The 15,118-nt window shown below is 72.5% G+C and carries 11 protein-coding genes; 1 reads left to right on the forward strand and 10 read right to left on the reverse strand.

Annotated elements, in window-relative coordinates:
* Nucleotides 1–21 precede the first annotated feature (21 nt).
* The 6 genes from NW895_RS13000 to NW895_RS13025 all read right to left on the reverse strand — a co-directional run bounded on the left by NW895_RS13000 (nt 22) and on the right by NW895_RS13025 (nt 6,788).
* Nucleotides 22–792: a DUF72 domain-containing protein gene (locus NW895_RS13000; protein WP_289935629.1), complete on the reverse strand. Its 771-nt coding sequence runs from the start codon at nt 790–792 to the stop codon at nt 22–24.
* Between the two features lie 30 nt (nt 793–822).
* Nucleotides 823–1,917: a DUF5925 domain-containing protein gene (locus tag NW895_RS13005; RefSeq protein ID WP_289935630.1), complete on the reverse strand. Its 1,095-nt coding sequence runs from the start codon at nt 1,915–1,917 to the stop codon at nt 823–825.
* A 114-nt stretch (nt 1,918–2,031) separates the two neighbouring features.
* Nucleotides 2,032–2,832: a polysaccharide deacetylase family protein gene (locus NW895_RS13010; protein ID WP_289935631.1), complete on the reverse strand. Its 801-nt coding sequence runs from the start codon at nt 2,830–2,832 to the stop codon at nt 2,032–2,034.
* A gap of 291 nt (nt 2,833–3,123) precedes the next feature.
* Nucleotides 3,124–4,113, reverse strand: a complete 990-nt coding sequence (locus tag NW895_RS13015; RefSeq protein ID WP_289935632.1) for a glycosyltransferase family 2 protein — start codon at nt 4,111–4,113, stop codon at nt 3,124–3,126.
* Nucleotides 4,110–4,928, reverse strand: coding sequence for a glycosyltransferase family 2 protein (locus tag NW895_RS13020; protein ID WP_289935633.1), 819 nt, complete (start codon nt 4,926–4,928; stop codon nt 4,110–4,112). Before NW895_RS13020 ends, NW895_RS13015 begins: the two co-directional genes overlap by 4 nt.
* A gap of 651 nt (nt 4,929–5,579) precedes the next feature.
* Nucleotides 5,580–6,788 (reverse strand): S8 family peptidase, encoded by a 1,209-nt coding sequence (locus NW895_RS13025; RefSeq protein WP_289935634.1) that lies wholly within the window; start codon nt 6,786–6,788, stop codon nt 5,580–5,582.
* 314 nt (nt 6,789–7,102) lie between these two features.
* Here NW895_RS13025 and NW895_RS13030 point away from each other — a divergent pair, with 314 nt between their 5' ends.
* Entirely contained in the window at nt 7,103–7,909 is an 807-nt protein-coding gene (locus NW895_RS13030; RefSeq protein ID WP_289935635.1) for an SGNH/GDSL hydrolase family protein, read from the forward strand.
* 17 nt (nt 7,910–7,926) lie between these two features.
* Here the strand turns inward: NW895_RS13030 and NW895_RS13035 are convergent, their stop codons facing one another.
* From NW895_RS13035 to NW895_RS13050, 4 genes are all read right to left on the reverse strand, one after another.
* A complete protein-coding gene (locus NW895_RS13035; RefSeq protein WP_289935636.1) occupies nt 7,927–9,540 on the reverse strand; it encodes a serine/threonine protein kinase in 1,614 nt (537 codons plus the stop codon).
* A 51-nt stretch (nt 9,541–9,591) separates the two neighbouring features.
* Nucleotides 9,592–11,382: a nickel transporter gene (locus NW895_RS13040; protein ID WP_289935637.1), complete on the reverse strand. Its 1,791-nt coding sequence runs from the start codon at nt 11,380–11,382 to the stop codon at nt 9,592–9,594.
* The gene (locus tag NW895_RS13045) at nt 11,379–13,238 is read right to left on the reverse strand and encodes a tetratricopeptide repeat protein (RefSeq protein WP_289935638.1); all 1,860 of its coding nucleotides are present in this window, start codon (nt 13,236–13,238) and stop codon (nt 11,379–11,381) included. The genes NW895_RS13040 and NW895_RS13045 overlap by 4 nt, the downstream gene beginning before the upstream one ends.
* Nucleotides 13,239–13,416: 178 nt before the next feature.
* On the reverse strand, nt 13,417–14,949 hold the full coding sequence (locus tag NW895_RS13050; protein WP_289935639.1) for a DUF4331 domain-containing protein: 1,533 nt from the start codon (nt 14,947–14,949) through the stop codon (nt 13,417–13,419).
* Nucleotides 14,950–15,118 lie beyond the last annotated feature (169 nt).

Consider the following 15,118-nt stretch of genomic DNA (forward strand, 5'->3'; position numbering starts at 1 on the left):
CCCGGGCCGGCGTGGCTGTCGCTACGCCCTCGCCAGGTGCCTCGGTGTGCGCGTGACCTCCAGTCCCGCCCTCCTGGCCAGCCCCGCGAACGTCACCGCGTCCTCCACCGCCGCGCCGTGCGGGTCGTTGTTGAAGTAGGCGTACACGTTCTCCCCGTCCGGCCACGCGGTGACGACGCGGCGGATCCAGGTCGCGAGGGACTGGCGGCCGTAGCGCGGCCAGGGCCGGGCGCGGCCCTGGTGGAACCGGACGTAGCCCCAGCCGGTGGTGCGCCACAGCGGTGTAACGGGGCGGGCCAGGACGTCGGCCCAGCACAGGGCGGCGCCGCGGGACACGAGGACCTCACGCACCGCCGGCGTCCACCAGGAGTCGTGGCGGGGCTCCACCGCCACCCGGGTGCCGACCGGGAAGCACGCCAGGCAGGCGTCCAGGAGGTCCGGATCGGCGCGCAGGGTCGGCGGCAGCTGCAGCAGCACCGGGCCCAGGCGGTCGCCGAGACCCGTGGCGTGGGTCATCAGGCGGTGCACCGGCTCCTCCGGCTCCCGCAGCCGCTTGATGTGGGTCAGGTACCGGCTGGCCTTGACCGCGACGACGAAGCCCGGCGGGGTGCGCTCGCGCCACGCCTCGAAGGTCTCCCGGGACGGCAGCCGGTAGAAGGCGTTGTTGTTCTCCACGGTCGCGAAGCGCGCCGCGTACTCCTCCAGCCACAGCCGCATCGGCAGCCCGGAGGGGTACAGCACGTCGCGCCAGTCCTTGTACTGCCACCCCGAGGTCCCGACGAACAGGGTCATACGCCCATCAAAGCACCCCCCGCGCTCCTGTCAGAGGTACAGCCCCGCCTCCGCCCCGCCCCGCGGCTCCGGCAGCGCCGTCGGTGACGTGCCGCGGCGCAGCGCGTACAGCTCCGCGAGCGTCGCGCCCTCGCGGCCGATGCCCTCCTCGCGGCCCAGCCAGTTCACGGCCTCCTGGCGGGTCAGCGCCCCCACCTCGATGCGGGCCAGGCAGCGGCCGGGCCGGACGACGGCCGGGTGGAGGCGTTCCAGGTCCTCGTTGGTCGTTACGCCGACCAGGACGTTGCGGCCCTGGCCGAGCAGTCCGTCCGTCAGGTTCAGCAGCCTCGACAGCGCCTGGCCCGCCGTGTGCTTGGCCTCGCCGCGGATCAGCTCGTCGCAGTCCTCCAGCAACAACAGCCGCCAGCGGCCCTTGCCCGATGTGTCGTCCTCGCCGATGGCGATGTCCATCAGATAGCCGACGTCGGAGAACAGCCGCTCGGGGTCCAGCACGCAGTCCACCTGGCACCAGTCCCGCCAGGACCGGGCGAGCGTGCGCAGCGCCGACGTCTTGCCGGTGCCGGGCGGGCCGTGCAGCAGGAGCAGCCGGCCCGCGATGTCCTCGGGGGTCGTCTTCATCAGGCGGTCCATGGCGTCCGCCACCGGCGCGGTGTAGTTCGCGCGTACCTCGTCCCACGTGCCCGCCGAGATCTGCCGGGTCGTGCGGTGCGGGCCGCGGCGCGGCGAGACGTACCAGAAGCCCATCGTGACGTTCTCCGGCTGCGGCTCGGGCTCGTCCGCCGCGCCGTCCGTCGCCTCGCCGAGCACCTTCTCCGCCAGCTCGGCGCTGGTCGCCGTCACGGTGACGTCGGCGCCCCGGTTCCAGCGGGAGATCAGCAGTGTCCAGCCGTCGCCCTCGGCCAGCGTCGCGCTGCGGTCGTCGTCGCGGGCCATGCGCAGGACGCGGGCGCCGGGCGGCATCAGCGTCGCCCCGGACCGTACCCGGTCGATGTTCGCCGCGTGCGCGTACGGCTGCTCGCCCGTCGCGAAGCGGCCGAGGAACAGCGCGTCGACGACATCGGACGGGGAGTCGGAGTCGTCGACGTTGAGCCGGATCGGCAGAGCGTCGTGTGGGTTCGCAGACATGCCGCCATGATCCGGCACGCGGGCGCCGCGTGCACCCGTTTTCCCGGGTGCGCGCGGCGTCCGCTCACCACGCCGGTGCCGGGCAGCCCGGTCGGCGCCGGCGTGGTCGCCCGGTCAGGCACCGGAACGGAGTATCCGCCCGCGGGCCTGCCGCGCCCTGCGGACCACGGCGTACCCCTTGGTGAGGGCGCGGTCCCGGGCGAAGGTGCGGGCGATCGCGCGCCCCTCGACCAGTCGTTCGAACTCCGCCAGGTGCGTGCTGCGGCGCACGGTGACGCGCCGCAGGGCGTACGGCCCCTGGCGCCGCCGTGCCAGACCGTTGCCGACGGCGAGCGCCTGGGCGTACCCCGCCTCACGCACCGCCTGCCGCACCCGGCGGCTGGAGTAGCCGTACGGGTAGGCGAACGAGGCCGGGGCGGCGCCCAGCTGGTCGGAGACGATCTCCTTGCAGAGGATCAGCTCGGAGCGCAGCCTGCCGTCGTCGAGCTGGTCGAGCTGCGGGTGGCTGTGGCTGTGCCCGCCGATCTCGACGCCCGCGCCGGCCAGCTCGCGCACCTGGTCCCAGTCGAGCATGGTGTCCAGGGCGCCCCCGGTGTCGTACGGGCCCCGCAGCCAGCCCGTCGAGACGAACAGCGTGGCCGCGAAACCGTGCTTGGCGAGCACGGGCAGGGCGTGGCGGTGTACGCCCTCGTAGCCGTCGTCGAAGGTGATCAGCACCGGCCGCAGCGGCAGCGGGCGGCCGGAGCGCCAACAGGCCGCCAGATCGGCCGTGCTGACGGGTGCGAGGCCCCGGTCCGCGATGACCGCCATCTGCTCCGCGAACGCCTCCGGCGTCACCGACAGGGCGCGGGTGGCGTCGTTCGGATCGCTTGCGACGGCGTGGTACATCAGGATGGGCACGGGCACGTCGCTCATGGGCACCCCCGAGCCGTGGACGCGTTGTGGATCAGGGGCGCGCGAGTCGAGCGGGCGTTGTCGGTCGGGCGCGCGCGGATCGTGTACGCGCCCTCGGCCGAAGGCGGCCCAGGAATGTGGGCGCCCTCGGCCAGAGCCGCCCTGCCCACGCAGCGGTCCCCAGTCAGTGGCGTCCCGCGCGGATGCCGGGGTCCAGTCAGAGCCGCCGCGCCCAGGCAGTGGCCTTCAGTCAGAGCCGCCCCGCCCACGCGGTGGCTCCCAGACAGGAGGGCTCCGGTCATGAGTGTGCCCTCACCCATGGGCACCCCGCTCGACCGGTGGCACCGAGAACGTCGCCCCGCCCCTGCGTGCCCGCACGCTCCCCACCACATAGCCGCCCGCCGCCGTGAGCACCCCGGCGACGATCGCAGCCGCCCGGCCCGCACCGCCCGGCCGGGACAGCAGGGCGTCCCGCAGCCCGCGGGCCACCCCGGCCGGCAGGACGCGTGTGGTGTAGCGGCGCTCCGACTCCAGTCCCTTGCCGGCGCCGACACTGCGCGCCACCAGCGCCTTGGACAGGCCCTCGGCGTAGGTGCGGGTGCGGAAGTACCCGAAGTGCTCGCGCGCCTCGGGCACCCGGTGGTGGATGACCGCCCGGTCGTCGATCAGCAGGACCGCGTCCGGCCGGGCGCGGGTGAGCCGGATGCACAGCTCCGTCTCCTCGCAGCCCAGTGGGCGCTTGTCGCCGTCCCGCCCGATGCCGGTGGCGAAGCCGCCCGCCGCGTCGAACGCCGTACGGCGGAACGAGGCGTTGCCGCCGAGTACGTTGCGGACGCGGACGCGGCCCGGTGGCAGACCGCGGTACGTGCAGCCCACCACCCAGTCGAACTCCTCCGGGAACCAGGTGGGCCGGCGGCCCGACGCCCAGATCGGCACCGTACGCCCGCCGACCGCCATGACCTCCGGGTGCGCGTAGCCGGAAGCGAGGTGCTTCAGCCAGTCCCGCTCGGCCACGGCGTCGTCGTCGAGGAAGGCGATGACCTCGCCGCGCGAGGCGGCGACGCCGGTGTTGCGGCCGGCGGACAGGCCGCGGGGGCCCGCGTTGGCGAGCACCCGCACGTCCCCGGCCTCCTTGTACTCCTTGGCCAGCCGGTCCTGGAGCGCCTCGTTGTGGTCGACGACCAGCAGCGTCTCCAGGGCCGGGTGGGACTGCGCCCGCACCGAGGAGACCGCCGCGAGGATGTCCTCCCAGCGGTCCTCGGTGTAGACACAGATCACGACGGAGATGCCGGGACCGCTCAAGACACCTTCCCCCGGACCGTGTCGAGCATCGGTGAGTGCGAACGGCTGCGCAGGGCGCGGCGGTTGGAGCGCTCCTGCAGGATCACTCTCAGCACGCGCAGCCCGTCCCGCACGGCCCGCAGGTTGCTCGTGCCGTGGATGCGCAGGTACTCGTGGCTGGGGATCTCCTGCACCTTGAGCCCGGCCTTGACGACCCGGATGTTCATCAGGGTCTCCACCTCGAAGCCCGTGCAGTCGAGGTCGATCTTGTCCAGGCAGTGCCGCCAGAACGCGTTGTACCCGTAGCAGAGATCGGTGTAGCGGGCGCCGAACTTACGGTTGACCACCGCACACAGGGCCCGGTTGCCGAGCTTGCGGATGAAGGTCATGTCGTCGGTGCCGCCGCCGTTGGCGAAGCGGGAGCCCTTGGCGAAGTCCGCGCCCGAGACGAGGGCGGAGACGTACGACACGATCTCCTGGCCGTCGGCCGAGCCGTCCGCGTCGACCATCACGATGATGTCTCCGGTGCAGGCCTGGAACCCGGTGATCAGCGCGTCCCCCTTGCCCTTGCCGCGCTGCTCGACGACCTTGACGTCCGGCCACAGCTCCCGGGCCACCTCCACGGTGTTGTCGGTGGAGTTGCCGTCCACCAGGACGACCTCGTGTATCCAGTCGGGCAGCGTCTTGAAGACGTACGGGAGATTCTCCGCCTCGTTCATGGCGGGGATGACCACGCTCACCGGTGGCGCGATGGCCAGGTGAGAGGAGATGGGCCGGTAGGCGCCGGCGGTCGATGGGTCTTTCCCCGTACTCGCCGGGGGCAGAACTGAGGTCATGAGTCTGGTCCCTCTCGTCCGGTGGACCGCCCGCCCCTGGGCGGCCCGGTTGTGTGTCCGGTTCGAAAGGGGGGTTCTCACGCACGGCACGACGGGATGGAACTCCGTGCACGCCGGGTGAGCTGGCAAAGCTGGCCGGCCCCTGAGAACGGCAGCCGACCGCGCGGCACGGCTCGGTCACAGTTGCGGTCACCGAGCACGGCACCCCCCTACCGCGCCCCGCCCGGGCCGTCGCGGTCCCTGAGCCCTCCCCTGGAGCCGCTGACCGACGGACCGATGCGGGTAGTTGTATGACGGTATTGACGATTGAACAACTATGGCAAGACCTGACGCCAGGCCTCCCCTTTTTGCTGGTTTGCCCGTCCGGCACCGTTTCTTCGGAGGTCTCGCGCGGGCGTGCCAGGTTCCTCCCCGGTCCTGGCCGCGCCCGCCCGGCGCCGCCCGTTGCGGCTGGCTTGATACGTATGGCGTGCATGGGCGACTTTGCCCCCGAAGCGCCGGATGCCGGGCTTCAATGTGGCGCAGTCGCACGGTAACCGTCAAGACGCTCTCTGTGGTCGTGCCGGTTTCTCGGCCGCTCCCGAACAGATGTGCCCCGGAGGCTCAAGCAGCCTCCGGGGCACCGGAATTCAGGACGAGCTCAGGGCGATGTCACGGCACGATCTTCAGCAGCCGGTTCGGGGAACCGGTGCCCGCGCTGGTGACCTTGCCGGTCGTCGCGCCGTTCACCAGGGCCGTGGCGACCTGGGCCGGCGTGGACGAGGTGTGGTTCGCCAGGTAGACGGCGGCCGCGCCCGCGACGTGCGGAGTCGCCATCGACGTACCGGAGATGGTGTTGGTCGCGGTGTCGCTGGTGTACCAGCCGGCCGTGATCGAGGAACCGGGCGCGAAGAGGTCCAGGGACGAACCGTAGTTCGAGTAGCTGGCCTTGGCGTCGGTGCTGGTGGTGGCGCCGACCGTGATGGCCTCGGAGACGCGCGCCGGGGAGGACGAGGAGGCCGTGGTGCTGCTGTTGCCCGCCGCGACGGCGTAGGTCACACCGCTCGCGATGGAGTTGCGGACCGCCGTGTCCAGCGTCGTGGAGGCGCCGCCGCCGAGCGACATGTTGGCGACCGACGGGCCGGAGTGGTTGGCGGTCACCCAGTCGATGCCCGCGATCACGCCCGCCGTGGTGCCGGAGCCGCTGTTGTTCAGCACCCGGACCGCCACGATCTTCGCCTTCTTGGCGACGCCGTAGGTCGTGCCCGCGACCGTGGTGGCCACGTGGGTGCCGTGACCGTTGCCGTCGGAGGCGGTGGTGTCGCCGTCGACGGCGTCGTAGCCGTAGGAGGCGCGACCGCTGATCTGCTGGTGGGTGATGCGGACGCCGGTGTCGATGACGTACACCGTCACGCCGCTGCCCGCGCTGTCCGGGTAGGTGTAGGTGCCGGAGAGCGGCAGGGAGGTCTGGTCGACGCGGTCCAGGCCCCAGGGGGCGTTGGACTGCGTGGTGTCGGCGAGCTGGACGCGCTGGTTCTGCTCGACGGAGGCCACCGCCGGGTCGGCGGCGAGGCGCCCCGCCTCGGTGGCGGAGAGGGTGGCCGTGTAGCCGTTCAGCGCCTTGCTGAACGTCTTCTTCACCGTGCCGCCGTACTCCTCGACGAGGTCCTTGCCCGCGGCCGAGGAGGCCTTGAGGCCGGCGCTCTTCTTGAGCGTGACGATGTAACTGTCCTTGATCGCCGTGGGGGAGTCGGCGGCGAGCACCCTGCCCTCCGCCGGGGCGGCGTGGGCGGGGAGGGAGGTGAGCCCGCCCGCGAGGGCGACGGTCGCCACGCCGGCTATCGCGGCGATCCGGATTCTCTTGCTACGCAGTTGTGCCATTACGAGGGAGTCCTCCTCTAGGCGGCGCGCGCTGGGTGGTGCGCGCGTCTGTGGGGGTGTGCACGTGATCGCGCACACGCCCGGCAGCGCCGCGTTCCGCTCCCGGGCCGGGGTAAAGCCTGGGCCAACTACAGGGGTAGAACAAGAGAGTTGAGCACTCGTCAACAAATCTGTCATGAGCACGTAACAAAACAAGCGATCAGCGCCTGGTGAGCATCGGGGAAAGGGGCGAAAAGTCTTGGCATGGACACTTCCTGTCAACACGCGTAGCTGCTACGACGGTTACAGCAGAGATCCTGCTAAAGGGAGGTTCCATGAGACGTTCCCGACTTGTCGGCTTCATGAGCTCGCTCCTCCTCGCCGCCGCCACCGCCCTCACCGGGGCCGCGACGGCGCAGGCTTCCCAACTCGCCGCCGCGGGCGGCTACGTGGCGCTCGGCGACTCCTACTCCTCGGGGGTCGGGGCGGGCAGCTACATCAGCTCCAGCGGCGACTGCAAACGCAGCACGAAGGCCTACCCGTACCTCTGGGCCGCCGCCCATTCCCCCTCGTCGTTCGACTTCACGGCCTGCTCGGGCGCCCGAACGGGTGATGTTCTGAGCAGTCAGCTCGGCCCCCTCAGCACCTCCACCGCCCTGGTCTCCCTCACCGTCGGCGGCAACGACGCCGGTTTCGCCGACGTCATGACGACGTGTGTGACCCAGTCCGACAGCGCCTGCCTGTCGCGGATCAACACCGCGAAGGCGTACGTCGACTCGACCCTGCCCGGCAAGCTGGACAGCGTCTACTCGGCGATCCGCTCCAAGGCGCCCAACGCGCACGTCGTCGTCATCGGTTACCCCCGCTTCTACAAGCTCGGCACGTCCTGCCTAGGCCTCTCCGAGACCAAGCGGAAGGCGATCAACGACGCGGCCGACTACCTCGACACCGCCATCGCCAAGCGCGCCGCCGACCACGGCTTCAGCTTCGGCGACGTCCGTCCCACCTTCACCGGCCATGAGATCTGCTCCGGCAGCTCCTGGCTGCACAGCGTCAACTGGCTCAACATCGGCGAGTCCTACCACCCCACCGCGCCCGGCCAGTCGGGCGGCTATCTGCCGGTGCTCGACAGCGCCGCCTGAGCCTGCCGCCCGGTCCCTCACGGGGATCCGGAAACGGAAGGAGAAGGGGAGGCCCCGCCCGTCGGGGTCTCCGTCTCGCACGTCACCGAGAACGGCACCGAGTCGGACGTCGTGCGCACCGGGGAGCGCACCTCGACGCTGATCTCGTCCTCGAACGTCCCGCTGTCGTCGTGCGTCGTCACGACCACCGTGTCCTGCTTCGAGCGGTCACCGCCCTCCGGGAAGGACAGCGTCTTCCATCCCTGGTCGGCGACCGAGCCGTCCTGCGACACCCAGCGATAGCTCACCTGCGTCGGCAACCGTCCCACCGTGAACGTCGCCGTGAAGGCGGGCGCCTGGTCGCGCGGCGGTGGACAGGTGCCGGAGTACTCCGTGTTGCTCCCCGCCAGGTTCACGCTCACCGACTGAGCCGGGGGAGTGCTCGCCGGGCTGCTGCTCCGGGTGGGGGACGGCGTCGGCTCCTCCTCGCTCTGAGACGTCCGGCTCGGGGCGGGCGAACTCACGCTCGCGCCCCGGTCGTTCGCGGTGCCGTTCCCACCGTCACCGCCACCGTCCCGGTTCAGCAGCGCGTACGTCAGTCCCGCCGTGGCCAGCGCCAGGGCTGCCAGGCCGGCGATCAGGACGGCGGCGGCGCGTCGGTTGCGTTCCGGTGGGGTGGTGGCCGTCGGGGCGGCACGCCCGGAAGCGGTCGGTGTGGCGTACGGCGGTGTCGAAGGGTGCCGGCGAGGTGGTGCCGCGGCCGTCGGTGTGTACGGAGCCGTGGGCGCCGTGTCCGCGCGGGGGGTGTCTCTCCCGGAGGGGGTGCCCCCGGCGCCGATGACCCGCAGGTCCCGCTCCGCCTGCTCGGCGGGCAGCCGCTCGGCCGGGTCCTTGCGCAGCAGGCCCTCGATGACCGGAGCGAGCGGGCCCGCCCGGTGCGGCGGCGGAAGCTCCTCGTCGACGATCGCTCGCAGGGTGCTCAGCGGGGTGTTCTGACGGAAGGGGGAGGTGCCCTCGACGGCCGCGTACAGCAGCACGCCCAGCGACCACAGGTCGGACTCGGGACCCGGCGTGCGGCCGAGCGCCCGCTCCGGGGCGAGGAACTCGGGGGAGCCGATGACCTCCCCGGTCATGGTCAGCGCGGAGCTGCCCTCCACCATGGCGATGCCGAAGTCGGTGAGCACCACCCGGCCGTCGTTGGCCAGCAGGACGTTGGCGGGCTTCACGTCCCGGTGCAGCACCCCGGCCGCGTGCGCGGCCCGCAGCGCGCCCAGCACCTCGGCACCGATGTGCCCCGCGTGCTGCGGCGACAGCGGGCCCTCGGCCTCCAGCAGGTCGGCCAGGGACAGGCCGCGGACCAGCTCCATGACGATCCAGGGGCGGCCGCCCTCCATGGCCACGTCGTACACCGTGACCACGTTGTGATGGGCGACCCGGGCAGCGGCCCACGCCTCGCGCTCCAGCCGGGCGTACATGCGCTCGACGTCGGAGTTGGCCAGCCCGGCGGGCGCGCGCACCTCCTTGACGGCGACCTCCCGGTGCAGCACCTCGTCGCGGGCGCGCCACACGGTCCCCATGCCGCCCTCGCCGAGCGGGGACAGCAGACGGTAGCGGCCGGCGATCACACGCTCACGGCCCGGTTCTTCGGACACGGTGCCCCCATTCGCATCCGGGTGATTCTTCCCTTTCCTCATGAAAGTAGCTCAGCCGAGTGCGGATGCCGCCCCCTTGAACACCAGTCCCGCCCCAAGGACGAGGACGGCGAACGCGGATCCCAGCGGGGCGGTCCTGCGGACCAGCCTCGCCATGGGGCCCGTCGTCCAGCGGGGGCCCCGGTCCAGGAGCCGGGTCACTCCGCTGCCCGCCTTGACGACGGCGTAGCCCGCCGCGGTGAGGGTGAGAGCGAGCCCGGCGCCGTACGCCACGACGAGCAGCAGCCCGAACCAGGCCTTGCCCAGCGCCGCGGCGCCGACGAGCACCACGACGGCGGAGGGGCTGGGCACGAGGCCGCCGGCGAAGCCGAGGAGGATCGTGCCGCGGAGGGTGGGGGCGACGGCGTGGGTATGGGTGGAGCCGCCGTGGGTGTGCTCGATGCCGTGGGAGTGCGGGTGGTGGTGCCCGTGGCCGTGCTGGTGGTCGTGGTGGTGACCGTGCTCGTGCTCACCGCTGTCGCCGTGGTCGTGAGCGTGGTGGGGGTGGGGGTGGGGCCGGCCGTCGGGGGACGGGGCGTGGCCGTCTGCTGTGGCAGGGGCATGGCTGTGGGCGGCGACCAGGACGGGGGCGCGGTCGGGGTCGGCCTGCCGCGAGTGCTCGTGTCCGTGCGGGTTCTCGTGTGTGTGGTCGTGTCCGTGCTCGTGGTCGTGCCCATGGCCGTGGTCGTGCCCATGGCCGTGGGTGTGCCCGTGGCCGTGCGCGGGGGAGTGGCCGTGGCTGTGTGCGTGTCCGCGGTTGCGCCAGGCCCGGCGTACGAGGTTCGCCCCCGCCAGGGTCACCAGGACGCCGCTGGCGATACCGAGCCATGCGATCACCGAGGGAGCCGCCGCCGAACCGGCCGTGACCAGGACGCCGAGGGCGACCACGCCCAGGGTGTGGGTGACCGTCACGGAGGCGGCCATCGGCAGCACGTCCTTCAGCCGGGCCCTGCCGCCCCGGGCGGCCGCGGTGGCCGCCATCAGGGTCTTGCCGTGGCCCGGTGCGAGGGCGTGCATCGCGCCGAGCCCGACCGCGATGACGAGGGCCAGGGCGGCGAAGCCGACGGTGAGGTCGTGGCGGGCGACCAGGGAGTCCAGCGCCCTGGTCCAGCGGTCGGCGCCGCGCGGCAGGACGGAGGAGGCGGGAGCGTCCCCCCGGTCCTCCCGCGACCCCTGCGTGTCTGCCAGGGCCGGGCCGCCGGGGCGCACACGCAGGGACGCGGTGGCGGTGTCGGCGGGGGAGGAGAGCAACTCCTCCGGGTAGCGGGTCAGCTCACGGGAGACCGACGTCTTCGGCACGTCCGACGCGGCGAGCGTCATGCGGTCGCCGCGCGCGGTGATCTCCCGCCAGCCGGGACCGGAGTCCGCACCGGCGCCGTGGAAGCCGAGGGCGACCGTGTCGCGCTCGGGCAGCGGAGCCTTCAGCCGGCACTCCACCCGGAGGGTGTCGAGTCCCGCCTGACCGGGCCGCACGCGCGCGTGGCTGCTCTCCACGGTGAGCGCGGCCGTACGCCCGTCGACGGTGACCTCGCTGTCCTCCGCCGCCCTCGCGCACCGCTGCCGGGCCCACATGGTCATGCCCAGCCGCGCGACGTCCGGTTCGGCCTGCGTAGCCGGGATCTCGGCGAGGTCCTCGACGTGGTCCACGCGCAGCTCGCCGGGGGCGGCGACGAGGCCGTCGTAGCGGTTGACCGTGAAGTTGCCGAGGGGGTGCGCGCCGGCGGTGGCGGCGGGGAGCAGCGCGAGTGCGCCGGCGGCCGTGAGGACGGCCGCTCCGGAGGCGAGCAGACGGTGGGGGGTCACTGGGCCGCCTCCAGGTCTTTCAGGGCCGTACGGGCCTCCTGGGCGCCCAGGGTCGAGAAGCCGGAGTTGAGCTTCAGGGCCGCCTTCAGATGGTCGCGTGCGTCCTTCTCGTGGCCGGTGGCGCGTTCGATCATGCCGCGGTGGTAGAGGAAGGCGGCGTTGCGGTAGCCGCCGGCCGTGGCCGTGCGCGCGTACGGCAGGGCCTCCTCGTCGCGGCCGTTGACGTGCAGCGCCCAGGCGAGGGCGTCCGCGGTGTGCACGGTGTGGCGGCGGTCCCATTCGGCGCGGGCCGCGCGCAGGGCGGCCGCCTTGTCGCCGTGGTCGGCGGCGGCGAGCGCGGTGTCGAGGTCGGCGTTGACGCCGTTGGCGCGGGCGAGGGCCGTCCAGGCGTCGACGAGGGCGTACTGGTTCCCGGCCTTCGCCCGGTCGCCCTTCGCGCCGCGGGCCTCGTACAGCTCGCCGAGCTCGACGAGCGGGCCGGGGAGCGGGGAGCGGGCGACGACCGCCTCCATGCCCTCGATGGCGGCCGCCCGGTCGCCGCTCGCGGCCTGTGCGCGGGCCCGGCCCTCCAGGGCGGGGAGGTAGGTGTCGTCGGCGGCGAGGGCCCGGGCGTAGTGGTGGAGCGCGGCCTTGTGGTCGCCCTGGTTCCAGGCGAGCTGGCCCAGCTGGGTGGCGACGTACGCCACGTCTCCCGGGGAGGTCGCGGTGGCGAGCGCCTGCTCCAGCACCCGTCGTGCGGTGGCCACGTCGCCGCGCAGCTCCCGTACGTACGCGTACCGGGTGAAGACCGGGACGCCGGGCCGCCTGGCGTCGGCGGTGTCGGCGGCCTTCGCCGCGTCGTCGTAGCGGCCGAGTTCGACGAGGGCGTCGATCCGGGAGGACAGGGCGCGTTCGCTGTAGGGGTTCTGCTCCAGGGCCTGGTCGGCGTATTTCAGGGCGCCGGGGAAGTCATGGCGGGCGGCCGCGAGGGCGGCGCGGCCTGCGAGGGCCTGGTCGTTGCCGGGCTTCAGGTCGAGGGAGCGGTCGAGGGCGCGCTCGGCCTGCGGGTAGCGGGAGGGGTCACCCTTGGTGCGGGCCTGCTCGACGTAGGCGAGCCCGAGGGTGGCCCAGGCGCCGAAGTCCTTCGGCTGGCTGCGGAGATGGCTCTGCAGGGCGCGGATGCTCGCGTCGAGGTCCCGGCCGGCGAGCAGGGCCGGTGACACGGCAGCGGGCGCGGCGGCCACGGGTGCGCTGCCGCTGTCCCGAGCGCCCCCGAGGGCGATGGCCCCGCCGGTCATCGCGACGGCCAGCAGCGCGGCACACCCGGCGAGTCGAGCGGCCCGCCAGCGCCGCCCGGCGGCAGCGACACGACGAACAGCGGCGACACGCTGCTCGGCGGAGGCGACGCCCGCGGCAGCACGCACACCGGACACTGCGCCGAGGCGCAGCTCTGCGCCGCGGGTTTCCCCGGCTTCGCCGGTCGCCTTCGCGTCGCGTCGGTCCTGTGGCTCGCCGGTCGGCTTCGCGTTGGGTCCTTCTTCGGGTCGGGGGCTGGGTTCCGCGTCGCGGGTTTCCCCGGCTTCGCCGGTCGTTTCCGCGCCGCGCCGACCTCCTGGCTCGCCCGCCTGCTTCGCGCCGCGTCCTTCTTCGGGTCCGCCAACCGGCCCCGCGCCGCGCCGACCTGCAGACTCGCCGGTTGCCTCCGTGCCGCGGGCTTCCCCGGACTCGCCGGCGGACTGTGTGCCCTGCGCTTCTCCGGCTTCGCCGTGCGGTTCCGTGCCCTGCGCTTCCCCGGACCCGTCGTCCGGCTCTGCGCGGCGCGCTTCCCCGGACCCGCCGGTTGCCTCCGGCTCGCTGTCGTTCGTACGCGGGGCCATGCCCTCTCCTCAATCGACGTGCATCGACGTGCATCGACGTGCAGTGAACGCACCTTGTGGTGGTGCGGCGCGGCCCGCGCCGTGGGGGATGGGTGCGCGGGCCGCGCCAGTCGGTGGGGCGGTGGGCCGGAGCCCGGCGGGTCGGGCGCCGTGGCCCGACCCGCCGGCCGGGCCGGGCCTAGTACGCCCGGTTCCGCATCCGGCGCCACCACATCAGGCCGCCGCCGATCAGCAGGATCCCGGCCGCGCCGGCGCCCGCGGAGGCGGCGATCAGGGTGGTGTCGTCGGTACCGGCGGCGCCCGCCGGCTGCAGCGCGTCGCCCAGCTGGCTGCGGACGTCGTTGCCGCCGTCCACGCCCTTGGCGAGCGGGCCGCGCGACCCCTCCGTCGGGTTGGCCAGGTACGGGAAGGACTTGCCGAACTTCTTGTCGTTCTCGTCGACCGCGTCACCCAGGTCGTTCTTGGCGCCCAGCAGCTCACCCTCGACGACCTGCAGCGAGGCGTCGATCACGTCGTCCGTCAGCCGGCGCCCGTTCGGGAAGCCCGCGTTGTCGCCGTCGAGCACACCGAGCCGCTTCGGCTTGGCGGCCGGCTTGATCGAGGTGTTGAGGCGCAGCTGCTCCGACGGCGTCACGTGCGGCGGCTGGTTGAGGCCCTCGACGCCCTTGAGGAAGACGTCGACGAGGTCGTTGCGCGGCTCCTTGGGGGCCGGGATCTTGTAGATCGCCTCGATGAGCTTGGGCAGCTCGGGGTTGGTGACGTTCTCCAGGAACTGCGCGTCGTCCCGCGGCGCGGACGCGTTGAACTTGTCCTTGTCCTTCAGCGGGTTCACGACCTCGTTCACCAGCGGGCTGCCGAGACGCGACACCTGCGAGAAGTAGCCCTGCGCGTTCTTGCGCTGCGTCGTCGACCAGATGCCGACGACGGGCTGGTCGTGCGACTCGGTGATGAAGCTGTTGGGGACCTGCAGGGCGATCGAGTTGACGTTGTAGCCCTTGAGCGTGTCGTTGCCGACCTCGGACAGGTTCCCGCCGTACAGCAGGTCGAAGACGCGCAGGTCCAGGAAGAACGGGTCGTCGGCCTGCCCGGCGAACGTCTGGGCGCCGCCGGCGAGCTTGTGGATCGCCTGCTCGCGCAGCGTGTTGTAGTCCGGCATCGACGCCTTGCCGACGTTCGACGGGGCCACCGGCACATCGTCGGCGACCTTCGTCTTCGACACCGCCTTCAGGTGGCGCAGCTTGATCAGCTCGATGTCGTACGTCTGCGTGATGTTGAGGTCCGGGTCGTCGAGGCTGGTGACCGGGCCCGTGTTGTACAGGAACGTCTTGTCGTTCTTCGTGTGCGTCTTGAACGTGTACCGGAACAGCAGGTCTTCCTGCGCGTCACCGTTGCTGTCGATGCGCAGGTCGTACTGGGCGTCCTCGGCGAACGTGAAGAAGTTCGGTCCGCCGGCCGGATCCTCCATCGGGATCCAGTTCGCGACGATCGTCGTCGTGTCCGGCTTGTCCGGGCTGACGAACGCGTACACGTCCGTGTTGTCGTACTGCGGGGTGCCCGAGATCAGCGGGGCCTCCCGGTGGCTGGAGGCGGAGGCCTCCCCGGGGTCCAGCGCGGTCACGCCGGCGGCTGCGAGCCCCCCGGCGGCCAGCGCACCACAGATCAGGGTCGCGACGCTCCTGCGACCCGTACCGCTCTGGGAGATAGGTGTCATGCCGTCCGTCCTCTGTGCCAACTTGCCTGACACACGCCATTCGGAGCGGTCGGCAGGGTGGATTGGTCGAATCTCAAACGTTCTTACGGAGCAGTTGAAAACTTGTTTCATCGGCTGGGACCCGCGTTTTCGCCACGCTGATCCGTAAGCCCATCCGGAGGTGTGTTCG

Origin of the sequence: Streptomyces sp. S.PNR 29, assembly GCF_030386795.1 — a bacterium.
Lineage (GTDB): Bacteria > Actinomycetota > Actinomycetes > Streptomycetales > Streptomycetaceae > Streptomyces.

What these genes read in the sequence shown, in the direction of transcription:
- NW895_RS13000 (WP_289935629.1), bottom strand. Translation starts at nt 792, where the DNA reads ATGACCCTGTTCGTCGGGACCTCGGGGTGGCAGTACAAGGACTGGCGC.
- NW895_RS13005 (WP_289935630.1), bottom strand. Translation starts at nt 1,917, where the DNA reads ATGTCTGCGAACCCACACGACGCTCTGCCGATCCGGCTCAACGTCGAC.
- NW895_RS13010 (WP_289935631.1), bottom strand. Translation starts at nt 2,832, where the DNA reads ATGAGCGACGTGCCCGTGCCCATCCTGATGTACCACGCCGTCGCAAGC.
- NW895_RS13020 (WP_289935633.1), bottom strand. Translation starts at nt 4,928, where the DNA reads ATGACCTCAGTTCTGCCCCCGGCGAGTACGGGGAAAGACCCATCGACC.
- NW895_RS13025 (WP_289935634.1), bottom strand. Translation starts at nt 6,788, where the DNA reads ATGGCACAACTGCGTAGCAAGAGAATCCGGATCGCCGCGATAGCCGGC.
- NW895_RS13030 (WP_289935635.1), top strand. Translation starts at nt 7,103, where the DNA reads ATGAGACGTTCCCGACTTGTCGGCTTCATGAGCTCGCTCCTCCTCGCC.
- NW895_RS13045 (WP_289935638.1), bottom strand. Translation starts at nt 13,238, where the DNA reads ATGGCCCCGCGTACGAACGACAGCGAGCCGGAGGCAACCGGCGGGTCC.
- NW895_RS13050 (WP_289935639.1), bottom strand. Translation starts at nt 14,949, where the DNA reads ATGACACCTATCTCCCAGAGCGGTACGGGTCGCAGGAGCGTCGCGACC.